The sequence below is a fragment of the Streptomyces sp. NBC_01481 genome (assembly GCF_026339995.1).
In the GTDB taxonomy this organism is placed as follows: domain Bacteria; phylum Actinomycetota; class Actinomycetes; order Streptomycetales; family Streptomycetaceae; genus Streptomyces.
Genome location: NZ_JAPEPT010000004.1, coordinates 373,358 through 394,939, shown reverse-complemented (window position 1 = coordinate 394,939; position 21,582 = coordinate 373,358). Strand labels below are relative to the sequence as shown.

General features: G+C 68.0%; 19 protein-coding genes. 6 read left to right on the top strand and 13 right to left on the bottom strand.

From position 1 onward, the window contains the following. Window positions 1-271 precede the first annotated feature (271 nt). The 3 genes from OOK40_RS23555 to OOK40_RS23545 all read right to left on the bottom strand — a co-directional run bounded on the left by OOK40_RS23555 (window position 272) and on the right by OOK40_RS23545 (window position 3,903). Entirely contained in the window at window positions 272-472 is a 201-nt protein-coding gene (locus OOK40_RS23555; RefSeq protein ID WP_266485375.1) for a hypothetical protein, read from the bottom strand. Window positions 473-1,282: 810 nt separating this feature from the next. Further along, window positions 1,283-2,542 carry an MFS transporter gene (locus OOK40_RS23550; protein ID WP_266485367.1) on the bottom strand — a complete coding sequence of 420 codons (1,260 nt, stop codon included), beginning with the start codon at window positions 2,540-2,542 and terminating at the stop codon, window positions 1,283-1,285. Beyond that, window positions 2,539-3,903 carry a rhodanese-like domain-containing protein gene (locus OOK40_RS23545; protein WP_266485364.1) on the bottom strand — a complete coding sequence of 455 codons (1,365 nt, stop codon included), beginning with the start codon at window positions 3,901-3,903 and terminating at the stop codon, window positions 2,539-2,541. Before OOK40_RS23545 ends, OOK40_RS23550 begins: the two co-directional genes overlap by 4 nt. Window positions 3,904-3,988: 85 nt before the next feature. On the opposite strand from OOK40_RS23545, the gene OOK40_RS23540 reads away from it, so the two are divergent. Genes OOK40_RS23540 through OOK40_RS23530 form a run of 3 tightly spaced genes read left to right on the top strand, consistent with a single transcriptional unit; the run spans window position 3,989 to window position 6,173 of the window. Next, the gene (locus OOK40_RS23540) at window positions 3,989-4,657 is read left to right on the top strand and encodes a metalloregulator ArsR/SmtB family transcription factor (protein WP_266485362.1); all 669 of its coding nucleotides are present in this window, start codon (window positions 3,989-3,991) and stop codon (window positions 4,655-4,657) included. Further along, window positions 4,654-5,823, top strand: coding sequence for a cysteine desulfurase family protein (locus OOK40_RS23535; protein WP_266485360.1), 1,170 nt, complete (start codon window positions 4,654-4,656; stop codon window positions 5,821-5,823). The genes OOK40_RS23540 and OOK40_RS23535 overlap by 4 nt, the downstream gene beginning before the upstream one ends. After that, window positions 5,820-6,173 (top strand): sulfurtransferase TusA family protein, encoded by a 354-nt coding sequence (locus OOK40_RS23530; RefSeq protein ID WP_266485358.1) that lies wholly within the window; start codon window positions 5,820-5,822, stop codon window positions 6,171-6,173. The genes OOK40_RS23535 and OOK40_RS23530 overlap by 4 nt, the downstream gene beginning before the upstream one ends. Before the next feature lie 164 nt (window positions 6,174-6,337). Here OOK40_RS23530 and OOK40_RS23525 read toward each other — a convergent pair whose 3' ends face one another. Further along, window positions 6,338-7,717 carry a cytochrome P450 gene (locus tag OOK40_RS23525; protein WP_266485355.1) on the bottom strand — a complete coding sequence of 460 codons (1,380 nt, stop codon included), beginning with the start codon at window positions 7,715-7,717 and terminating at the stop codon, window positions 6,338-6,340. A 65-nt stretch (window positions 7,718-7,782) separates the two neighbouring features. On the opposite strand from OOK40_RS23525, the gene OOK40_RS23520 reads away from it, so the two are divergent. Then, window positions 7,783-8,388 carry a TetR/AcrR family transcriptional regulator gene (locus tag OOK40_RS23520; protein WP_266486562.1) on the top strand — a complete coding sequence of 202 codons (606 nt, stop codon included), beginning with the start codon at window positions 7,783-7,785 and terminating at the stop codon, window positions 8,386-8,388. A 231-nt stretch (window positions 8,389-8,619) separates the two neighbouring features. Here the strand turns inward: OOK40_RS23520 and OOK40_RS23515 are convergent, their stop codons facing one another. From OOK40_RS23515 to OOK40_RS23505, 3 genes are all read right to left on the bottom strand, one after another. Further along, complete coding sequence (locus OOK40_RS23515; RefSeq protein WP_266485352.1) at window positions 8,620-8,916, bottom strand: hypothetical protein; 297 nt, start codon at window positions 8,914-8,916, stop codon at window positions 8,620-8,622. Between the two features lie 1,320 nt (window positions 8,917-10,236). Beyond that, complete coding sequence (locus OOK40_RS23510) at window positions 10,237-11,544, bottom strand: MFS transporter (RefSeq protein ID WP_266485349.1); 1,308 nt, start codon at window positions 11,542-11,544, stop codon at window positions 10,237-10,239. Further along, the gene (locus OOK40_RS23505) at window positions 11,541-12,746 is read right to left on the bottom strand and encodes a PLP-dependent cysteine synthase family protein (RefSeq protein ID WP_323136115.1); all 1,206 of its coding nucleotides are present in this window, start codon (window positions 12,744-12,746) and stop codon (window positions 11,541-11,543) included. Before OOK40_RS23505 ends, OOK40_RS23510 begins: the two co-directional genes overlap by 4 nt. Window positions 12,747-14,316: 1,570 nt before the next feature. Between OOK40_RS23505 and OOK40_RS23500 the strand changes: the two genes are divergently transcribed. Beyond that, window positions 14,317-15,129 carry a tyrosinase family protein gene (locus tag OOK40_RS23500; protein WP_266485346.1) on the top strand — a complete coding sequence of 271 codons (813 nt, stop codon included), beginning with the start codon at window positions 14,317-14,319 and terminating at the stop codon, window positions 15,127-15,129. Between the two features lie 164 nt (window positions 15,130-15,293). Here OOK40_RS23500 and OOK40_RS23495 read toward each other — a convergent pair whose 3' ends face one another. Then, window positions 15,294-15,941, bottom strand: coding sequence for a DUF2218 domain-containing protein (locus OOK40_RS23495; RefSeq protein ID WP_266485343.1), 648 nt, complete (start codon window positions 15,939-15,941; stop codon window positions 15,294-15,296). 111 nt (window positions 15,942-16,052) lie between these two features. Continuing rightward, entirely contained in the window at window positions 16,053-16,676 is a 624-nt protein-coding gene (locus OOK40_RS23490) for a class I SAM-dependent methyltransferase (protein ID WP_266485340.1), read from the bottom strand. Window positions 16,677-16,797: 121 nt separating this feature from the next. Between OOK40_RS23490 and OOK40_RS23485 the strand changes: the two genes are divergently transcribed. Then, on the top strand, window positions 16,798-17,505 hold the full coding sequence (locus tag OOK40_RS23485) for a TetR/AcrR family transcriptional regulator (protein ID WP_266485337.1): 708 nt from the start codon (window positions 16,798-16,800) through the stop codon (window positions 17,503-17,505). A 257-nt stretch (window positions 17,506-17,762) separates the two neighbouring features. Here the strand turns inward: OOK40_RS23485 and OOK40_RS23480 are convergent, their stop codons facing one another. The 4 genes from OOK40_RS23480 to OOK40_RS23465 all read right to left on the bottom strand — a co-directional run bounded on the left by OOK40_RS23480 (window position 17,763) and on the right by OOK40_RS23465 (window position 21,368). Next, on the bottom strand, window positions 17,763-18,821 hold the full coding sequence (locus tag OOK40_RS23480; protein WP_266486556.1) for a vWA domain-containing protein: 1,059 nt from the start codon (window positions 18,819-18,821) through the stop codon (window positions 17,763-17,765). 636 nt (window positions 18,822-19,457) lie between these two features. Beyond that, the gene (locus OOK40_RS23475) at window positions 19,458-20,111 is read right to left on the bottom strand and encodes a DUF305 domain-containing protein (protein ID WP_266485334.1); all 654 of its coding nucleotides are present in this window, start codon (window positions 20,109-20,111) and stop codon (window positions 19,458-19,460) included. A gap of 89 nt (window positions 20,112-20,200) precedes the next feature. Further along, window positions 20,201-20,677, bottom strand: coding sequence for a DUF6153 family protein (locus tag OOK40_RS23470; protein ID WP_266485332.1), 477 nt, complete (start codon window positions 20,675-20,677; stop codon window positions 20,201-20,203). Between the two features lie 70 nt (window positions 20,678-20,747). Continuing rightward, window positions 20,748-21,368 (bottom strand): hypothetical protein, encoded by a 621-nt coding sequence (locus OOK40_RS23465; RefSeq protein ID WP_266485329.1) that lies wholly within the window; start codon window positions 21,366-21,368, stop codon window positions 20,748-20,750. Window positions 21,369-21,582: the final 214 nt, after the last annotated feature.

Below are 21,582 nucleotides of genomic sequence, written 5' to 3'. Positions count from 1 at the left end.
CCTCGGCGCCCACGACGAGCCCACCAACCAGTCCCTTCCACGTGCAGACGAACAGCTGGAGCGACATCGGCTACAGCTTCGTCGACGAGTGCGGCACGGGTCTTCGGAGGGCCGTGTGGGCGGCGTGGACCGGTCCGTACTCGGGGCCCACGCCGATGGGCCCAACAGCTATTCCTCGGGATCTCCCTGCTCGGCGACTGCGAGAGCGGTGACACGCCGGCGTCCGCGGCCAAGCAGGCCATCGCCGACCTGGCCGCCTTGAAGACCCGGTCTACACGGCGTCGCCCCGGAGGCGAAGGTGACGCTCACCGCCCGCCGACACCGGCGTGTGAACCGAGCCGACGCGTCCGGCGCTCGTGGAGAACTGCGCCTTCCAGCCGGAGGAGTCCTTCTGCCATGCGGTGACGGTGGCGTACGAGCCGCTGGCACGGTCGGCGGCGCCTGCGCCGAACAGCGCGGCACACACCGCCACGCATCAAGGCGGCCGGTTATACAGGTTCCACAGCCACCGATACCAGGCGACGGATATTACGGACACGGTCGTCGAACAGTTCCCGCCGGTCCTCGTACCGCGCCACTCAACCCGCGCTCATCGAAGTCCAATGGGCCACCTTCACTGCCCAACGATTTCGTCGTGTCCCCAACAGCGTCCCCACATCGCCACGTCTTGCTCTGCAGAAGGCGCCCCACCCCGTTGACGCTGGTTCCTTCACCGCAGGTCAGAGACTTCTCAGCCGTCGAGGACATGCCACGCAGCAAACTCCTGAGCAGCGGATTCTCTCCGTTGAGCGCAAGCTCGTGTCCCTGACCCCAGAGGGAACGTTTCCGCAGGTCAGGGCGCTACAGGTGTGGGGCGGGTGGGACTCGAACCCACGGCCGACGGATTATGAGTCCTTTGGGGATCTTGGCGGCCTTCGTCGATCTATGCCGATCCACGACGTTTTCGCAGGTCAGATGGGGCGAGCCCTGTCGCTACTGCTTCGTCTTTGTCGGTCTGTTCCTGTCCTCGTGTCCCGAACGCGTCCTGACCGCGTCCCAGTTGGACGGAATCGAAGGGCACAGGACCGATCGCGCCAGCTCGGAAAAGGGGGCTCGAACCTCCGCGCAGCGGAGTCCCCTTCCAACGCGCAGAGGGGTGTGGCATCGCGACCCGAGCGGCAGGTGGTCGATCTACGTCGACGGGGAGCGACTCGACAGGGCATGCCCCTACGTCAGTGCACAAGCCTTGCCGCTGCAAACATGCGGCCAGTCGGCCGTACCGGTGGTTGGCGCGCCCCTGGTGTCACGTGCGGGGGTGGGTCTCGTACATGCGTACCGCGACGAGAAGGCCGGAGGCTGCGGTGAGGGCGGCGATGGCCCAGACTGCGGTGGTGAGGCTGTAGGCGTCGGCGAGCACTCCGGCAAGAAGGGCTCCGACGGCGAAGCCGCCGTCGCGCCACAGGCGGTAGACGCCGACGGCGCGGGCGCGCCAGGCGGGGTGGGCGACGTCGCCGATGACGGCGAGCAGGGTGGGGTAGACGAGGGCGGTGCCGATGCCGAGGAGGACTTGGGCGGTGGCCCAGACGCCGAACGTTGTCCCGGCGCCGACGAGGGCGATGGCGGCGGCCTGCAGCAGCATCCCGGCGGTGATCAGGTGTTTGCGGCCGATGTGGTCGGACCACCAGCCGGTGAGCATCTGCCCGGCGCCCCAGACGGCGGGGTAGAGGGCGGCGAGGATGCCGATCTGGGCGATGGACAGTCCGTGGGCGGCGAAGAGCAGGGGGAAGATGCCCCAGGCGAGGGCGTCGTTCAGGTTGTTGACCATGCCGGCCTGGCTGGCGGCGGACAGCGCCTTGTCGCTCAGGCTGGTGAGGCGCGCGATCTGGCCGGTGGTCAGTTCCCCGTCGTGCTCGCTGCCGACAGGGGTGACGTGGCGGGCGGCTTCGAAGCGGGCGTGGTCGCGGGTCTCGCGCACCGCCAGGGTGGACAGGCCCAGGGCCAGGACGACGTAAGCGGCACCCAGCAGGAACGGCTCGGGGCGCAGTCCGGCGTGATCGGCTATCGCGCCGGTGGCCATGGCGGTGGCGGCGACCGCCACATAGCCAGCGGCCTCGTTGAAACCCATGGCCAGCCCACGCCGTTCCGGGCCGACCAGGTCGATCTTCATGATGACCGTGGTGGACCAGGTCAGACCCTGGTTGACGCCGAGCAGGATGTTGGCGGCGATGATCCAGCCCCAGGTCGGCCCCCAGGCGAGCATGGCGGGTATCGGCAGGGCGATCAGCCACCCGGCGATCAGTACTGGTTTGCGGCCGTAGCGGTCGGACCAGGTGCCGGCGAAGAAGTTGGTGACGGCCTTGGTGGCGCCGAAGGCCAGGATGTAGGTCAGCGCGGAGGTGTAAGCGGACAGGTGGAAGACATCGTCAGCCAGCAGCGGCAGGACCGTGCGCTCCTGGCCGAGCATCCCGCCGACCAGGGCGTTGATGGCGACGAGCAGGCTGAACTGAGCCAGATTGGCACGCAGTCCGAGACGTATGCCGTCGGTGGCGGTCGGGACGGTCACGCCGTCTCCTCCACGGGGTGGCCGGTGGCCTTGGACCATTCGGCAGGACCGCCGTCGAGGACGGCGAGATTCCGGTGCCCGGCACGCTGCAGGAGGCTGGCGGCGGTCATGGCGCGTTCGCCGTGCCCGCAGTGGACCACCGCGCCGTCCGGCGCTTCATCGGCGCGTGCGGTGAGGTCGCCGAGTTCGATGTGGACCGCGTCGGCGATGTGGCCGGTGGTGTGTTCGGCGCGCTGGCGTACGTCGAGGACGGGACGCTCGCCGATCCGGTCGGCGGTGACCAGCGCGATGGTCTGCTGCGGTCCGCCGTCGGCGGTCCAGGCGGCCATGCCGCCGTCGAGGTGCCCGGCCAGCTGCTCGTATCCGATCTTCAGGGACTGCCAGGTGAGTTCGGCGGGGTCCGGTCCTGGGGCGGTGACGAAGACGAGCGGGACGTCGTCGGGGAGCAACCAGCCCAGCCAGGTGGCGAACTGGTCCCGCAACGGGATGGAGATGGCGCCGGGGATGTGGCCGGCGGCGAAGTCCGCGACAGGGCGTACGTCGACGAGCTGTGCGCCCTGGCCCAGCAGTTGGCGTGTCTCGGCCGTCGTGAGTGCGGCGAGCGTGGGCGCGGAGCCGATCACCGTGGGCCCGCGCCGGTTGATCTCGCCCAGGCGGTCGAAGTAGGTCGGGTAGGAGCCGAGACTGCCGAGCAACTCCCGTACGAAGGCGTCCTCGTTGGGCGCGGCCAGCAGCAGGTTGGCCTGCTTCTGCGCGGCGATGGTGGTGGTGCGTTCCGCGCCGGGCGGGGCGGAGCAGAAGGACCCGGCGCCGTGCGTCGGCCACACCGCGGTCGCGTCCGGCAGCTCGGCGAGGCGCTGGAGCGAGCGGTACTGGGCCCGGGCCAGCTCTTCCGCTCGTTCGGCGCCGAGCAAGTCCGTCCGGGCCGCCGAGCCGACGATCAGCGAACCGCCGGTGAAGACTCCGAGCTCGCGTGCCCCGTCCAGGAGCAGGAAGGACAGGTGCTCGTCGGTGTGGCCGGGCGTGGCCAGGGCCCGCAGGGTCAGTCCGCCGAGGTCGGTCTCGTCGCCGTCGGCGAGCGCGGTGTGCTCGAAGGCGCGGTTCCCGGCGGCGGAGGCGAGTACGGCCGCGCCGTCGTCGGCGGCCAGCTGCACCGCACCGGACAGGAAATCGGCGTGCAGGTGGGTGTCGGCGGCGAAGGCAACCGTGAGCCCGCGCCGCCCGGCAGCCGTCCGCAGGGCACGCAGATCTCGGCTCGCGTCCACGGCAAGGGCCCGTCCGTCGCCGAGGTCGACGAGATAGGCGCTGTTGCCCAGCCCCTCATCGACCAGCGGCATCAAGTGGTCGTCGGCGAAGCCCATCGGATCCTCCAGGTGTCACGGCAGGTGCAGGTCGCTTCAGCACCCACCCTTAGCTACAATATTCCATGGAACGATGGAGGATGCCATGGGAGACCCCGCACGCAAAGCCGCGCTGTACGACGCATTCGCGCGCACCGGCAAGGCGCTGAGCAGTGGAAAGCGCCTGGAACTGCTCGATCTGCTGGCCCAGGGCGAACGCACCGTCGATGCGCTCGCCAAGACCGCGGGGCTGAACCTGACCACCGCCTCGGCGCACCTGCAGACCCTCAAGCAGGCCGGACTGGTGGCCACCCGCCGTGACGGCGTACGCATCCACTACCGGCTGGCCGGAGACGACGTCGCCGCCCTCTATGCTCTGCTGCGCCAGGTCGCCCAAGCCCATCAGACCGCCGTCGAACCCGCCCGCACCGCCTACCTCGGCACGGACGACGCGGCCGAGGTGGACCGGGAAGACCTGCTCGCCCGCACGGCGGCAGGCGAGGTCGTCATCCTCGATGTGCGTCCGGCCGAGGAGTACGCGGCCGGGCACATCCCCGGCGCGCGCTCCATCCCGGTCGAGGAACTCGCCGACCGCATCGCCGAGTTGCCCGAGGAGACCGAGGTGGTGACCTACTGCCGGGGCGCCTACTGCGTGCTGGCCTACGACGCGGTACGTCTGCTCCGTGAGAGCGGACGCAGGGCGGTGCGGCTCACCGACGGGATGCTGGAGTGGCGGCTGGCCGAGCTGCCCGTGGAGACGGAGAGTGCCGCGTGATCCCCGCTCACCCGGGCCTGGCCGGCGGGCCCATATACCTCGACTACAACTCCACCACCCCAGTCGACCCGCGGGTGGTCGAAGCGATGCGGCCGTACCTGGCGGACTGGTTCGGCAACCCCTCCAGCGACCACGCCTATGCGGCAGAGCCGAAGGCGGCCCTCCACCGCGCCCGCACTCAGGTGGCCGAGCTCATCGGCGCGGAGACGGGCGAGATCGTGTTCACCGGCCCCGGCTCGGAAGGGAACAACCTCGCCCTGCGCGGTGCCGTCCTGGCGGCGAAGGTTGACCGCCCGCATGTGATCACGCAGGTCACCGAGCACCCGGCCGTGCTGGAGACCTGCCGCGCGCTGGAGCGCCTGCACGGAATTGAGGTGACGTACCTGCCAGTTGACAGCGACGGCCTGGTCGACCCGGCCGCTCTGGCCTCCGGCCTCACGCCGAGCACGGTCGTCGTCTCAATCATGGCCGCCAACAACGAGACCGGCGCCCTCCAGCCAATCTCCGACCTGGCCCGCATCACCCGCGCCCACGGTGCGCTTTTCCACTGCGACGCCGCCCAGGCGACCGGAAAAATCCCGCTGGACGTGAGGCACTTGGGCGTCGACCTGCTGACGGTCGTCGGGCACAAGATGTACACGCCCAAAGGCGTCAGCGCCCTGTACGTACGCCACGGCGTCACGCTCGAACCGCTGCTCTACGGCGGCGGCCAGGAGCACGGCCTGCGCGCGGGCACCGAGAACGTGGCGCTCGCCGTCGCGCTTGGCACCGCCGCACACCTCGCCGCCGCGGACCTGGCAAGCGGCGGCCCCGAACGCGTCGCTGGGCTGCGCGACCGCCTCCACGCCAGCCTGGTCGAGGCGCTGCCGGGCCGGGTGCACCTCAACGGCCCCGTGGAACCGCGTCTGCCCAACACCCTCAACATCAGCATCGACGGCGTCCGAGGCCACGAACTCCTCGCCGCTGTACCGGAGATCGCCGCCTCCACCGGCTCAGCCTGTCACAGCGGCACCCACACCCCCTCACCCGTCCTGCACGCGATGGGCCTGGACGACGCCCGCAGCCTGGGCGCTCTACGGCTGTCGATCGGCCGCTGGACCACGGCGCACGACATCGACCGCGCCGCCGAAGCCCTGATCACCGCTGCCCGCGAAGGTCTCGCATGACCGCCTCCGTCCGTCCAGGCCCGCCCCTGGTCGTCGACGGCTCGGGCCTGCTATGCGTCACCCTCTTTCTGCGCCTCCGCAGCGAGATCGACGGCGCACCGCCGGGCACCGTCGTGCATGTGAAGGCCACCGATCCGGCCGCCCCGTTGGACCTGGCCGCCTGGTCCCACCTGACCGGCCACACCTACCTCGGCCCCGTTCCCGGGGACGGGACTGCCGCGACGTACGCCTTTGTCGTCGCCGAGTCCGCGCAGCGCACGGATCCAGGATCGCCATGGCGCCTGGACACCGTTGCGAGCGCAGGCGGCTACGGTGCAGGTCCGGCCATCCACCAGACGCCAGTCCCCTGACCTGGCTTGGCCTCCCGTCGTGCAGAGGGACGGCAGAGTCAGGACGGCATGTCGGGCAGGAGCCCCAGCTGCGCGAGGAATTCCATCTGGTCCGAGAGCCCGGTCCAGACCCGAGCCGATGCTGCGGTCGTTGTCGTCCAGGATGAGGCCGGTTTGGGGGTCGCCTATCGGTTCTCCGTTCCTGTCGTGGTGGTGGCGCGTGGTTGTGCTGTGACGGTGGTCAGTCGGGACGGCACGAGGGTGACGTGCCTGATTTGCGGCCGTTCCGGTTGGGGGTCTTCGGCGGTCAGGTCCATACGGTCGATGATCTGTCGGATGATCACGCGCATTTCCAGGAGGGCGAGCTGGGCGCCGACGCAGTAGCGGCGGCCGCCGCCGAAGGGCATCCATGACTTGTTGGCCGCGGTGGCTCCGTCGCCGAGGAATCGTTCGGGACGGAATTCGTAGGGTTCGGGGAAGGCGACCGGGTCATGGTGGATGAGGGGGATGGCTGGGCCGACGGCCCAGCCCGTAGGCACCTCGTATCCGCCAAGCTCGAGGGGAGCGTCCAGGAGGCGGAGTGCCGAATACACGACGGGACGGGTACGCAGTCCCTCTTTCACCACCGCATCCAGGTAGGTCTCCTGGCCTTTGTCGAGTTCGGCGCGGAGCTTGTCGAGCACCTGCGGGTTGCGCAGGAGGCGCTCGAATGTCCAGGACAGGCCCGTCGCGGTGGTCTCGTGCCCGGCCTCGAGCATGGTGATCAGCTCATCGCGAAGCTCTTGGTCGGTCATCGGTCGGCTGTCGTCGTCCCGGGCTGCCAGCAGCCGTGACAGCACGTCAGTGGCGTTGTCCTGCGGCTCGGCACGGCGGCGGGCTATCTCCTCGTACAAGAGTTCATCCACGGCGTCGCGAGCGGCGAGAAATCGGGTGGTGGGCAGGAACGGGATCCGCCGAAGCAGCCGGGAGCCGAGGGCGCGATCGCGTGCGGCCGTCGGCATCAGCATCAGTGTGTAAGGGCTGCCGGGGTCGGCAAGCGTGGGCAGTAGCGGGCGTAGCCGGTCCAGCCGTTCGGTGTCGGTGATGCCGAACACCAGCCGCATGATCACCTCCAGGGTGATTTCCTGCATACGGTCACGCAGGGGAAATGGCTGGCCCATCGGCCATCGGCTGATGTTCTGCGCCGCGATCCTGGCGATCTCGTCGCGGTACCCGGCGATCGCCTTGGCGCGTAGCGGCGGCGTGAGCAGTTTGCGGTGCCGCTGCCAGGGTTCGTGGTCCAGGCTCAGCAGGGAGTGCTCGCCGACCGCGGGGGCCATGAAGTCACGCCGTGTTTCGCCGGCACGTCCGCCACCGGCGTCAGTGGCATAGACGCGTTCGGCCAGCTCGGCGGTCGCGACGAACACCTCCTTCGGCGGGCTGAACCAGCCGATCCGGAAGACCGGGGCACGGAATACCGGACCGTACCGGCGTCGCCGGCCCTCGAAGAAACGCATCGGATCACGGACGAGTCGGATGACTTGGAACGGGCTGGGCATCGCTGAGCCGGGAGGCAGCGCGGGCATCGGATCTCCGTATATGTACGTGCGTCAATGACGGACGTACATATGACTAGCATAGGATCGTGGACATGCAACAGTCCTCCGAGAGTCCCCGCGAAAGGCTGCTCACCGCAGCCGTGGCGTGCCTGCAGGAAAAGGGCTATGCCCACACGACCGCCCGTGACTTGGCCACTGCTTCCGGAACGCATCTTGCGTCCATCGGCTACCACTTCGGAGGCAAGGAGGCACTGCTCAACGCCGCGCTGGCCGAGTGCTTCCGAACCTGGACCCAGCGGGTGGAACAGGCACTGTCCGCAGCCCCGGCAGCCCACCCGCGAGACCAGCTGAAACTGGCACTCACCGCGATGATCGACGCGTTCGACGAGATGCGCCCGGCCATCATCGGCTGCGTCGAAGCCTTCCCAGCGGCACTACGCTCGGTCCAACTTCGCACCCAGCTCGCCGCCCACCTGGCCGAGACCCGCCAGTCCGGCGCAGCACTCATCACCTGGTCCTGCACCGAAGCAGGCCTGGACCTTCCTGTGCCGGCTGAGGTTATGGCCTCGATACTCATCGCCTTGAGCGAGGGCCTGATGCTCCAATGGCTCCTCGACCCCGCCAGCACACCGACCGCTGACCAGGTTCTCCAGGCCCTGGGAGCCCTCGCGCCGTTCCTCGCGCCCGACCCTCAGTGAGGCATTCCCCACTCAGGCGGGGGACGATCGAGCGCGACCGTTCTGTCGACGGCCCCCTCGCACAGCACCTCGTCAATTGGTGACCAGCGGCCTCCTCTCACCCTCCTGTTCCTTGCCCACGCCCTCGACGTACTCCTATGTCGTCAATCCTTGAGCCGCGAGCCGTGCCGCATCTCGCCGCCCTGCACATCGCGGGCATCTTCATCTGGTCCGCGAGGTGATCCGGAAGACCTAGGTGACAGGCGCCGACTTCGGCCTCAGGCCACCAGGGCGGTCGGCGAATGCCTTCTCCGCGTCGACCTCGTAGGACACGTTGACGCTCGAGTCACCGAGAGTTGTGTCGGCGAAGCCCTGGACGTCTGCCACGGATTTCGTCTCCCAGAGGCACGTCACGACAGATCCGTCGACGTGCGGGTAGAACTGCAGCACCCGGGTGCCGTCGGGCGCTCCGGTGCCGTCGATAAGGGCCTGGCCACGGGGAAACGCCGTCTCCGGGTTCAAGATCTTGTGCTGGACCACGACGTACATGGGGTCCTCCTCGTTCGGTGTCGTGCCGTTCGACGATTCGATGCAGGCGTTCAGAGGTGGGCGCCGCGTCGCACGTAGTCACCAATTCCATTGTGGACTGGATCATCACGCCTGGCTAAATCTGCGTGAGAGGCCGACCGCCAGGCCCGCCAGCAGGACCGCGAGGCCGCTAGCGCGTTCCCCGCGCCTCTCCACGACCTCGTGGCGGACCGCCCCGAGGAGGTCGACCACTGAGGGCGGCGCTCCTGATGCTGGCCGAGGGACCGGACCTCCGCTACACCGCGTCGGCCATTAGGCCGAGGAGCTCCTCCTTGGCGTCCACGTAACGGTAGAGCTGCATCGGCCCCGCGTGCAGATGCAGCAGCAGTTGGGCGGAAAGAGTCCGGGGGTCGATATGCGCCTGCCCTGTCTCAAAGCCGTCTCCAGGCGAGCAGATTGTCCCTTCGGGCCGTTTGCAGCCCGTGCGCCTCCAACCGATCGCGGACTCAACCCAACGGTCCAGGCCCCCGCGACGATCCCGGGCTTGTGTCATTGACACCTCGTCGCTCACGCCAAAACGGCCGCAGCGGTGTCGGATCGATGGGCCTTCTGAGCCCCTCCTCATACCCTGCGTCCTGCCAGCGTCCCGAATGCCCCGCCTCTCCCCTGGCGCAGGGCCACCTACTGAGCCGGTGTCGACCATGAGCCGACGCACCGCGCAGGTCAGAGAAGCGCCAACTACTGTCCACCGAACCGCCGCTGAACTCGTGAGCAGCGGATTCAGTCCGTTGAGCCAAAGTCCTGAATCTGCACGCCCGATGGAACGTTTCCGCAGGTCAGAGGCCTGCAAAGTGGGGCGGGTGGGACTCAAACCCACGGCCGACGGATTATGAGTCCTTTGGTGATCGCGACGGCCTTTGCATTTCTACCCTGATCCTTGACGTTCTCGCTGGTCAGATGGGGTGCGTGCCGTTGGTCTTGCTCGATGTTTGCAGATCTGTGCGAGTCCTTGTGTCCCCTCCATGTCCCCTGACCGTCCCCAAGGGGGCAGCCGTGAGGCACCGAGCTCACGTCGCCCCAGCTCGCCGGAGCAAATCGAACCTGTGCGCAGCGGATGCCCTTACCGACGAGTGAGACCCGGCCCTCTTCCCCCGTGGGGGCGGATCGCGTTTTTGACACACCACCGGCCCAGGTCGTAGAGCACACCGTTAAGGGGGCGCGAAACTACACCAGTTGGACTTGGCAAAGCAGGGGTCCGCATCGATGCTCCAGGAAGTGGGCGCGGTGGCTGCAGGGGCGGACGAGGGCGAACCCGTCCGCCCCTCCACCGCGTACCGTCGGTCAGGCCGTCACGGGCTCGGGCTGTGCCTCCGGTACGGGTGGCGGCGCCAGGCGGCCAGTGCGGTGCAGCCCGAACAGAGCGGCGGCACAGGCCAGACCGAGTAGGAACAGCGCAATCCACGGGAGCGCGGAGACGCCTGCCGCGCGGGCGGCGTCGAGAGCCGCGCCGGTCAGCAGGTTTCCGAGGGTGATACCGACACCGCAGATGGTGTTGTACAGCCCGTAGTGGGTGGCGACAAGGCGGTCACCAGAGAGCCGGACGATGGTGTCCATCTCGAACGGGTAGGCGATCATCGTGCCCAGCGCGAGGAGCAGTGCGGCTAGCGCCGGCGGCACGGCCGCAAGCAGCCGTAGTCCCACTCCGCCGTCCGGCACGGGCACAGCCGTGGCCACGAGGAGGGGCAGGAAGGCAACGCCCATCGTCAGCAATCCCCAGGTGAGCGCCCGGCCCGGCTCCATGCGGGCTTTGCACCAGGCGGTGACCTTCGCCTGGAGGACGATCGTGCTCAGCCCGGAGACGGCGAACAGCACCGCGACCGCAGCCGTGCCGAATTGCCCTTCGCCGCCAAGGCGTCGCACTTCCAGCGGGAGCGCGAGGTAGACCTGAAAGGACATGACGTACGAGCCGATCATGGCCACGGAGAAGAGCAGGAACGGCCGGTTGGCGACGATGCCGCGCCACTCTGCGAGTACGCTCTCGCGCCGACCGGCCTTCCGGTCCTTCGTGTCGTCGGCGCGACGGGCGGGCAGGGCCCGGATCTGCACGATGCTCAGCACGGCGAAGATGCCGGCCGCGGTCAGGCAGGTGACGCGGAAGTCGACGCCGGTCAGCACCATGCCCACCAGCGGACCAAGCAGGATGCCCGCCTGGTAGAAGACGTTGAACAGCGCGAACGCTTCGACTCGGCGCTCCCCCGCGTCCGCCGCCAGGTAGGCGCGGGAGGCCGGATTGAACAGGGCCCCGGCCAAGCCTGTCGCGGCCGACGCTGCGAGCAGGGCGGGTACGGAGTCGACGAGCCCAAGGGTCGCGAAGCCGACGATGCGCAGCACAAGCCCCGCGATGATCATCGGCTTGTAGCCGAGCCGGTCGGCCATTGTTCCGCCGACCAGGAACATGCCCTGCTGGCTGAAGTTGCGTACGCCGAGGATGAGGCCGACGAGCCAGCCCGCGAGCCCAAGGGGGCCGGCCAGGTGTGCTGCCAGATAGGGCATCAACATATAGAAGCCGAGGTTGATGGTGAACTGGTTCACCATCAATAGCTGGACGCTGCGCTCGTAGGAGCGCACCTGGGCAATCGTCGCCTTCATCGGTCGCCCTCCTGCAGCGCGTCGGACTGGGCGAGCGGCCCAACAGCGTCGGCTTCCACCGGCACGTCAGATTCCGCATGGGAATCGGCGAGCAGGTCGACCGCGTCGTTCTGCTGCGTCGGGTCGGACACGGTGAACGGGTCGACCACGTTTTCGCACCGGGTCCAGCGGGTGACCTCCTTCTCGTCCAGGCGGCCGATCACCTCGGGTTCGCCGGGCGGTGGGGAGTCGAGCAGGCCGTGGGCGGCGCAGTAGTCGTCGTCGTACACGGTGCCCAGGTAACGCTGGGGGCCGTCGGGGAAGATTGCCGCGATGTTCGTGTCCGCGGGCAGGGTGCGCGCCAGCCATCCGGCCACCAGGGCGACCGCACCCACGCTCCACCCGCCGGTGGCGTAATGGGATGAGGCGAGCTGCCTGCAGGTCCACACGGCCTCGGCCGGGGCCACCCAGTGGACCTCACTGAAGTTGTCGTAGGCGACGTTGCGGGGGTAGATGCTTGAGCCCAGGCCGCGCATCAGCCGGGTACGGGCGGGCTGCCCGAAGATGGTCGAGCCGATGGTGTCGACGCCGATGAGTGTCATCTCCGGGTAGAGGTGCTGCAGAACGCGGGATACGCCGGCGGAGTGCCCGCCGGTGCCCACGCTGCACACCAGTACGTCAATGGGACCCAGTTCGGATGCCAGTTCCAGCGCGAGCGGGGTGTAGGCGGTGGTGTTGTCGGGATTGTTGTACTGGTCCGGGCACCACGAGCCGGGGTGCTGCTTCATGAGTTGGGCCACCCGGTCGCGCCGCGCCTGTTGCCAACCGCCGGTGGGGTGGGGTTCGGAGACGACGTTGACCTGGGCTCCGTAGGCGGTCAGCAGCCGGGTCATGGACAGCTCGAGACCAGGGTCGGTGACCAGGGTGACCGGGTGGTCGTAGACCATGCCGGCCAGGGCGAGTCCCAGGCCGAGGGTGCCGCTGGTGGACTCGATGATCCTGCCGCCGGGGCGCAGGTCGCCGCGGGCACGGGCCTGCTCGACCATGTGCAGGCCGGGGCGGTCCTTGATTCCTCCGGGGTTGAAGCCCTCCAGTTTCGCCCAGAATCCGCGATCAGCAGGGGAGAGGGGCTCGGAAATCCGGAGAACCGGGGTATTGCCAACCAGCCCGGAAATGGTTGAGCGGGCCGGGGGTTTGATGTCAGTGGTGGTTTGCGGGCGCATCATTCCGCTCTCGTTCAGTGGTGGCGTGACGGAGTACTCATCTCGCGTGCGGTCCTGCCAGGACCGGGCAGGTGCCTCGGTCCTGGTGGCAGCGCGCGGCAGCCGCATCTCGATGGGCCGCAAAAGCCCAGGTCTAGATCCGCCACCGACAGACGACGGCGAGTGTGGCCCGGCCTGAACGCCGTATCCGGGATCTGCTGTTGTGGGGCCGTGCGGGCTGCGGCCGGACGGACATGGCGGCGGTCACTCCCGCCGCTACTCCGGCGAAGACTCCCGACGCCGCTGCGTCCGTGGGCAATTGCCTGGCTTGCGTCAGCACTTGGCCGACCGCGTACGGCTTGCAAGTAAGGCCGGGATGTGGGTGCGGCCCGTGCTGTAACTCCGGCTCGACGGCTTCTGCGTGGCCGGACGACACCGGCATCCTGCTGTGCGTATGACTCTCGCTGGCATGCATGGCACAGCACGCGGATGCCCACAGGAGCAGACCGCCGAGAACGAAGACCATCAGCCTGAGCAGCCACGCAGCACTGGCAGCGGGGCGGCTGACGTGAGGGCGAAGCAGGGGATGGAACGGCATGGTTCCTCCGGGTGGCTGCCGCTTCTCACATTCGTTGAGAGAGCGGCACTCAGAGATCAGCAGGGTCCGGGCAGGCACCGGGGATCCCGCTCAGCACACGGAAATGTGGCGTACGGGCGTCTGGGGTGCCGGATCTGGCCGCACCTGGCCGACCCGCCCGGCAGGGGGCTGTCGATTCTCGGAGGCGGCGACCAGTCGGGGACGCCGGAATCTAGACCTGCTGAACTACTGAGGCTCTCGAACCCGTCAATGGGGCAAGGGCCGACTCAGGCCGGAACGGGCCGGACTTCCCCACCGCATAGGCATGCGTGGGCGACGCCGAGTCAAGTGGGGTCAGACAAGGAGCAGCCAGATCCAGGCCTTGCTGCGGCTGGCCGGACACGCACTCCTGAGCGGGATGGGATGAGCCGTCACCGTGCCCGTCGTGACGGTCCTCGCCTGCCACAATCTCGAGCGACGTGTACGCGACCTCGTCACTGTGTCCGGCCCCGCTCGCGTGAGCCTCCTGAGTCCCCGTGGATGCGTGGACTGGCGGTACACCGGCCGTCATATGACCCTCGGCGCTCTCCGCGCTCACGCCGTGTGTGAACGCGATGCTGAGCAGCAGCGCGGCCAGCCACAGCAGACCCAGCGGCCCCGCGGAAATGCGGGGCCGCAGCAAGCCGGAGCGAGACCGGGCCGTAACCATGCCGTGATGCTAACCGCTACTCGGCGGCGCGGCGCAACGTCCCATGGAACACCGGCTTAACGCGCCACACACAGGCTCCACACCAAGCGGCGGGTGCAATGCTCCTGATCTCATTGCTGAAGTGACGAGTCGGCAGGTCATCCGGCCCGGCACCTTCCGCGCGGGTTCACGACGATGTCACACTGCGACCGACCATGATCTTCCTCACAATCCCCCCTGGCTGCCGGTGATGCGGTGCGGTGCCCTACGCCACCAGGGCGAGGACCGCCAGTGAGGAGGCGCCTCACGACTGATCCGGTGAATCCGTGCCGGTACCGGCCGCACCCCTCCAGCCTTGTCCTCATCGGGGGGACACAGCCGGTCAGCGGCCGACGAAACCAGCTATAGCGCCGACAGGGCGTCCGCTGCTGAATCTCCTGGAGGCGCACCTCCAACGCGTCCTGAACGATGCCAGTTTCGGAATCCCTTATTGGGACTGGTCGATCGACGGATCGCTGCCCGCCCCCGAGACCGCGTTGATCTGGAAGCCGGACTTCATGGGCGGGACGGGCGTTCCGGTGACCGACGGGCCGTTCGCCTTCAACGCCGGCGACGCGAACAGTTTCCGGGTCCGGCTGGAAGTAGGCCCGAACGTCAACCTCCGCCAGACGGACAGGGGTTTGCGCCGCGTGTTCGGGAGCGGTTCCCCCACTCTCCCGAACGCCCTGGACGTGGGGGCCGCCTTCAATACGCTGGCGGCACCGTTCGGCGACCCGGACCTCGCCACGTACGACTTCGATCCCTGGCTCGCGAACTCGCGAGGGTTCCGCAGCCGACTCGAGGGCTTCACCGGAACGGGGCTCCACAACCAGGTACACCGGTGGATCGGCGGGGACATGGCCCCGGCCTCGTCTCCGAACGATCCGGTCTTCTTCCTTCACCACGCCAATGTGGACCGGCTCTGGGAGGGCTGGATGAATCGTCACGGGCGAACCTATCTGCCCACGATGTCGGAGCCGGCGAACATTCTGCTGGGCCAGCGGATCGACGACCCGCTGGTCTCACCCCTGGGCGCGGGCGTCACTCCCCGGAAGACACTCGACAACACCGCCCTGTTCACCTACGACGTCGTCCCCTGAACCAGCACATACGTGGCGGCCGGCCGGAGCGGCACGCGGAACGCCTCGTCCGAGGCGAGGAACCGGGCGAGCTCGGGATCCTCATCGAGTTCATGAGTTCTCGGAGACGATCCGCGATAGCAACAGTGCGGCCGCTGCGCCTGCGGGTGGAGGTGCCGCAGGTTTCAGCGGGGCTTGGAAGCTTTGCCGCGGCGGATGGCGAAGCGGCCAAGGCCGGTGACGACGATGGCCTTGACGAGGACGACCGCCAGGACGATGCCGGCTGCCCAACCACTCCATCGCCAGTTCGCCAGCAGTGCTCCACCCAGCCCGAGGTGCACGGCTATGACGAGCACGACGACCGCGACGAGACCTATCGTCCCGACGTGTCGTCGGCGCTTCGAGAGTCCTCCTTCGGGCACGGGAGTTGTGATGATGACTTCGTCGGGTGGGGGTGTGGAGGCTTCAAGACGCTGCCAATTCGCCTTCAGCCGGTCGCGCCTGCCGAACCTTTCGACATGCCCGGCGAGGAGGTCTTGCAGTCTCCGAAGGTTCTCCTCGTCGGCAGCTTCGATGCGCAGTGTCAGCACGTTCGGGGTGGCCTGCATGGTGCACCGGCCCCAGGGAAGGCTGACGCTTCCGTGCGTGTCCGACCATTCCACGTGCGCCTGGGCAGCCACTGCCTGCATCTCGCGGAGCGCCTGAGCGTCGCCGCCCTGATGGGCGCGCGGCCGGTGGCCCAGGTGTCGGCCCTTGTTGTTGAAGTGCCGACACAGTTGGACGAGGTACCGGCTCGCGCGTCCGGTCTCGATGTGGGCTTCGGCGGTCAGCATGGCATGCCTTTCTGGGCTGCCTCCGCAGGGTCGGCGCCTCGGGCAATGGTTCTGTCCGTATGAGCATCGACGGGCTGTTGCGCGGATACACGGTGTCCGCCCTGCGGAAGTTCAGATGCGGGTGAGGGCGACGAGCCAGGCCCGAACGCCATCTGGGTCGGTGGTGATGTCGATCGTGGTCGGCTCGATGGAGTCGATGCGCCACCCGTCGGCGCATGAGGCTGCGATCTCGTCCCGCGTCAGCTTTCGCACCCGGCCCCACTCGCCCGGCTGCCGGTCGCTGAAGCCGAGCATGAAATAGCGGCCGCCCGGCGGCACCACGGAGCGCAGGCCCTCGACGTACGCCGCGCGGTCGTCGTCGAAGAAGATGTGGAAGAGCCCGCAGTCGAGCACCGTGTCGAAGGACTCCTGGAGATCGACCAGCTGCCGGGCGTCGTGGAGGAGGAACCGCGCTGTACGGCCTCGGTCGCTCGCCTTGGCCTCGGCGGCGCGCAGCGCCCGGGAAGCGAGATCGACTCCGGTCGCATCCAGGCCGAGACCGGCCGCCATGAGCGTGTGCTCGCCGGTACCGCAGCCGACGTCCAGTACCCGGCCCCGGACGGCACCGGCGGCAGCGAGGGCGAGGAACGCCGGCTGCGGCCGACCGATGTCCCACGGCGGCGGGCTTGCGTAGAGGTCGTCGGGCTTGAGAGGGGTCTTGGACCCGTGATGGAGGTGGCGGGTTGGGTCAGCCATCCTCGTCTCCTTCCCGTAGCCGCGATTGTCCCGGGCCCCCGTGACGACACCAGCTTTATCGATACACTTTGTCACTGTCAACCCATACTGTCTCCATGTCGTCGGGTCGTACACTGGGGCGGTGCCGAAACTGTGGAACGAGACGATCGGTACGCACCGCGCAGCGGTGCGTACCGCGGTCCTGGACACCACCGCGGCGCTGGTTGGCGAGCACGGGCCGACGTCGGTGACGATGTCGCAGATCGCCAAAGAAGCCGGGATCGGCCGTGCGACGCTGTACAAGTACTTCCCGGACGTCGAAGCGATCCTGCTCGCCTGGCACGAACGACAGATCACCGTGCACCTCGGTCATCTCTCCGAAGTCCGGGACCAGGCCGGCGCCCCCGGCGAACGGCTCGAAGCCGTGCTGAAGGCGTTCGCCCTCATCGCCCACGAGTCACGTGGCCATCGCGACACCGACGTCGCGGCATTCCTGCACCGAGGCCCGCACGTCACCCACGCACAGCAGCAACTCCACGACATGATCAAGAGCTTGCTGACCGAGGGCGCACAGGCTGGCGACCTCCGGGACGACATCGCCCCTGACGAGCTCGCGAACTACTGCCTTCACGCCCTTACCGCGGCGGGCAACCTGCCCTCCAAGGCTGCGGTCCACCGGCTCGTCACGATCACGATGGCCGGGATGCGCCCCGCTGTGATTCGTACCGATTCCCCCGCACCCGAAAAGCACTCCCGTCAGTCCAGCGGAACGGTCGCTTCATCCCCTGTCGAGCCGCGGCACGGCCCACGGCACCACACAGCCCGTGGACACCAGTCGACCGATTCATGAGCGAGAACGCGCAATCGCCCAAGCTGCGTTAAGAGGTTCCCCGGAACTGGCGGACACTGAGCCGGTGGTCATGCAGATGCATGATGAGGCCGACCTCCGCAAGGGCGCACCAAGCATCAAGGGACCGGGCAGGCTCCGCCAGCGCGTCCAGCAGGCTCCGCCGTCCGGCACCACGGGGCGACATGAGTTGCTCATAGCGGAGTCGAGCAATGGGAGCAGGCTGCTCCCGAACCACCCCCGCTCTTCGCTCTTTGATTTCAGAGCATGATGAGCAGACGGGTCTTCTGCTTGAGCTTCCTATTCACCGAACGACTCTGCACGTACACCTCCAACTTGGGATTGTTCCCCGCCTTCACGGAGACGGTCCCCTGGATACCGGTACCGAACAGAAGGCTGCGCGCCGCGTCGCCCGTGTAGGCGCGGTCGGTGTCCTTCTCGACCACGATGACTTCCTTGTTCTGCTGAACCTGAGCCCGGGCGCCCAACTGGTAGTAACACGAACCACGTTCGTACGTCACACCCGGATGTGAGTTGACGAAGGGGCGAATCTCGACTTCCTTGTCGACTTTCAGGAGCCGGTACTTGTCGGCCGGAATCGGTTCGAGATTCGCCCGCACCTCGTCAACCGATACGTCCTGACCGACGGCGAACAGGCTCTTCGTGCCGCGCACCCCCTGCTCTCGCCCCCGCAGGAAGCTGGTGGCGGCAGCGCGCACGGTGCCGATCGCCTCCTCGACGCCCTTCTGGGAATCCGCATCCCAGATGGCGATGTTCCCGGCCGGGAAACCGTAGTTCTGGGCGGTCCGCTTGGCCAGGGAGTTCGGAACGAGGATCGCGGAAGTCCAGTGAGCCGGAAGCCCGCTCATCTTCGCCGTGATCCTTTCGAGCCAGGGGCCAAGAATGGCCATGTCGCCGTCGTGCCGCCTGTCGCCGCCGGAGGCGTTCTCCTCACCATCCGTCACCACGATCTGGAGGAAGCTGTGCTCGCCGTATTCCTCCCAGATATGGCCCAGGTCGTCCAGGGACTTCAGAGAAGCCTCAATGAGGGCCGTAGCGCCATTGTTGACCTGGTACAGACCCCGCATAGACGGCAGATGCTTCACGTCCATGTCCCAGACCAGGTTCTCCACCTTGTGGTCGAAGGAGTAGAGGCTGATCCGGGTCTCATGACCGAGGCTGTCCGACTCGGCTTTCAACCCCGCCACGAACTCGTCCACAACGCGAATGAGTTGACTCTGGTGCGGACGCATGGAACCCGAACAGTCCACTACCAGCGCGACGTGATTCACCTTGTGCTGGATCTTGTTTGCGGACACGTTTCTGCTCCCCCTCCGAGGATCCCCGAGTGATGCTTTCACTCTATGGGGAGGCACTGACAACGGCGTTTGACGCTCAATCACCTGCCTGCATCCAGTGCTGTGTCCGGCAAGCAGGCGACGCCCGGCAATCGTCCACGGCGGCACACCGGAAGCGGACCGTCTTGCGGATTCCTTACCGTCCGGCCAGGGCGTACGGAAGACCGCCACCGCCTCCCGAACGACTGAAACCGCTCGCCAGCCACAGAAGAGATCGGGAACGGGGGGTTTATTCACAGACACTCACGGGCGCCCTACGGGCGTCGCGCGACGATGGGGCTGCGCCCCACCCTTGACCGCGCCCCCTGTCCCGGCGCCTGGTCCGACGGGCCGTCCTGTGCGGGGGTGGCCTTCGGCGCCACGCACTGTTCCTCGGCCGCCGGGCAGCGGGGACTGTCAATTCCGCCGACTCGGCCGTCGCCCCTGCAACAGGCGCACCGACCGCAACGACTGGGGCCATCTCCATCGGCCTCGTCATCACCATCGCGGGACGCGCCAGCCCCGACAGGCATAGGAACAGCGCGCGCACCAGCAGCGCCCCTCGCTGTTCCGGGCCTTCGCGCGGAAGGCCCGGAACAGTGTTGGGTATGCGGCGGATCAGAGCCGGTCGAGGATGCCCTGCATCTGCTTCACCTCAGTGGACTGGTTCTTGATGACGTCGTCCGCGAGCTTCTTGGCAGCGGCGTCGCCGCCGTTGTTCTGCTCGTCCTTCGCCATGTCGATGGCCCCGTTGTGGTGGGCGATCATCAGCTCGGCGAACTTGCGGTCGAAGTCCGTGCCCTTGGCGGCCGTCAGGGCCGCCATGTCCTTCTCGGACATCATCCCGGGCATGGCGCCGCCGCCGTGGTTCATGCCGCCGTGGTCCATGCCGGACGACTCCGGCTTGCCCCAGGACGTGAGCCAGGACTGCATGGTCTTGATCTCGGGATCCTGAGCCTTCTCGATCTGCCCGGCAAGGGTCTTGATCTCCTGGTCGGACGCCCTGCCGTCTGCCAGCTTGGACATCTCCAGGGCCTGCTGGTGGTGCACGATCATCGACTGGGCGAACGTCACGTCCGCGTCGTTGAACGCGCCTGCGGTCGACGACTTCGTGGATTCCTGAGTGACAGCGGAACTGTGGCCCTCGTGCCCTGCGCCGGAGGTGTCGCTGCTGCCGCAGGCGGCGAGCAGCAGGGTCGCGGCGGCGACGGCTCCCACCATCGCGACGCGGCGGTGCAAGGGCATGCGGAAGGAACGCTTGCAGACGGTCATGTTCTGTACCTCATGGTCGATTCTGCGGATGGATGCGTCGTCGTCTCGGCAGGCCGCCCTCATGGGCTCGCCCGCACGGGGGCGGCGGCCTATATCCGCAGGATCGACAGTTGCGCGAGGTCAGGCGGTCTGGGCGGAGGATCGGGGCGTACGAGCGCGAGGACCCGGGCGGCAAGATCGGCCAGCCATTCCCGCCGTGCGGTGAACGCCGCGTACAGCAGACAGGCCAGGGCCCAGGCACCGAGCACCGCCAGGCACAGTGACGCCATGTCCATCCCCATGCCCGGGTCGTGCGGCGACGAGACGGCGTCGGCCGGCTCGGCGCCGTGGACGGGGTTATCGGCGATGTTGGGCGGTGCCGGGTGTGTGCCGCCGTCTCCGTCACCGTGCATGGAGAGCGTGCCGACCGTGTGAGTGCCCACCGTGTGAGGCGCGGAGGACATGTCCGAGCCGGAGCCACCTAGGGGGTGACCGACAGTGTGCATGACGAACACGCCGACGGCCAGCACGACGACAAGCAGAAGGCGTGCTGTCCCGCCGACTGCTCGTGTGTACTGGTGCCCCATGTCGCTTACCTCCGCTGCCGACGATAACCGAGGCGCTGTGTAGTACGCCCGGCGAGCTGATCCCGTTCAGTCAGTGGGCGTGGCCGTCGTCGTGACCTGATTCTTCTGCTGCGCCGCCATCAGGCGGGGATGCGCTGGGGCTCGGCGCGGCAGGCGGGGAGGGCTCCTGGTGGCCGGGAGGGTGCTCGTCCTGCTTCGTCTCCTCCTCCGTTCCGTGGCTGTGCCCGCCGCCCTGCGAGGACTCACCCATCGAGGCCGCCAACTGCCGCAGGCCGACGAAGCTGACGCATGCGGCGAGGAGCACGGCCAGCCCCGCCACGCTGAAGATGCGGTGCCAGGACGTGTCCGCGTCCTTGATGACGTACGCGATGAAGGACACGGTCACACCCGCGGGTATGAGTACGGCTCCGCGGGCCGGGAAGTCGTCGAAGTGCTGCATGCCCCCGCTGAGCATGCCGATGCCGAACGACAGCAGGAGCGAGGCGCCGATCACCACCACCATTCTCGGCAAGCCCGGCCGCTCGCGGGCGAGGATGAATTCGTTGACAACGGTGGCGGCCAGGAAGACCAGGACACCGTAGACGGCGATCCTCGTGTAGCGGGCCGGGTCGAGCGGGTGGTGGACCACGGCGCCGCTGATGAGACCGGCGCCGACGAAGTAACCGACGTATCCGAGGTAGCGCGCCGGCAAGGAACTTTTACGCGCGCGGCGGGAGCGGGCTTTACGCAAGGCGGCCCGACCGCGCTCGGGGGTAGCCGGTTCCGGAGTGCGGACGGGTCGGTCGAAGAGTTGCGACGAGGACAAGAATTCGGTTCCTTACGGCTCCGGGATGTGGCCGACCGCAGGCGACGAAGGCGTCGCCGGGCGCGCTACCGCGCGCCAGGCAGGGGAAAAGGTACGGACG

Coding starts and splice junctions, on each gene's coding strand:
- OOK40_RS23495 (WP_266485343.1), bottom strand. CDS start 15,941: ATGCTGACCGCCGAAGCCCACATCGAGACCGGACGCGCGAGCCGGTAC.
- OOK40_RS23525 (WP_266485355.1), bottom strand. CDS start 7,717: ATGCCCGCGCTGCCTCCCGGCTCAGCGATGCCCAGCCCGTTCCAAGTC.
- OOK40_RS23530 (WP_266485358.1), top strand. CDS start 5,820: ATGACCGCCTCCGTCCGTCCAGGCCCGCCCCTGGTCGTCGACGGCTCG.
- OOK40_RS23490 (WP_266485340.1), bottom strand. CDS start 16,676: ATGGCTGACCCAACCCGCCACCTCCATCACGGGTCCAAGACCCCTCTC.
- OOK40_RS23510 (WP_266485349.1), bottom strand. CDS start 11,544: ATGAAGGCGACGATTGCCCAGGTGCGCTCCTACGAGCGCAGCGTCCAG.
- OOK40_RS23545 (WP_266485364.1), bottom strand. CDS start 3,903: ATGGGCTTCGCCGACGACCACTTGATGCCGCTGGTCGATGAGGGGCTG.
- OOK40_RS23470 (WP_266485332.1), bottom strand. CDS start 20,677: ATGGGGCACCAGTACACACGAGCAGTCGGCGGGACAGCACGCCTTCTG.
- OOK40_RS23515 (WP_266485352.1), bottom strand. CDS start 8,916: ATGTACGTCGTGGTCCAGCACAAGATCTTGAACCCGGAGACGGCGTTT.
- OOK40_RS23520 (WP_266486562.1), top strand. CDS start 7,783: ATGCAACAGTCCTCCGAGAGTCCCCGCGAAAGGCTGCTCACCGCAGCC.
- OOK40_RS23475 (WP_266485334.1), bottom strand. CDS start 20,111: ATGACCGTCTGCAAGCGTTCCTTCCGCATGCCCTTGCACCGCCGCGTC.
- OOK40_RS23540 (WP_266485362.1), top strand. CDS start 3,989: ATGGGAGACCCCGCACGCAAAGCCGCGCTGTACGACGCATTCGCGCGC.
- OOK40_RS23505 (WP_323136115.1), bottom strand. CDS start 12,746: ATGCGCCCGCAAACCACCACTGACATCAAACCCCCGGCCCGCTCAACC.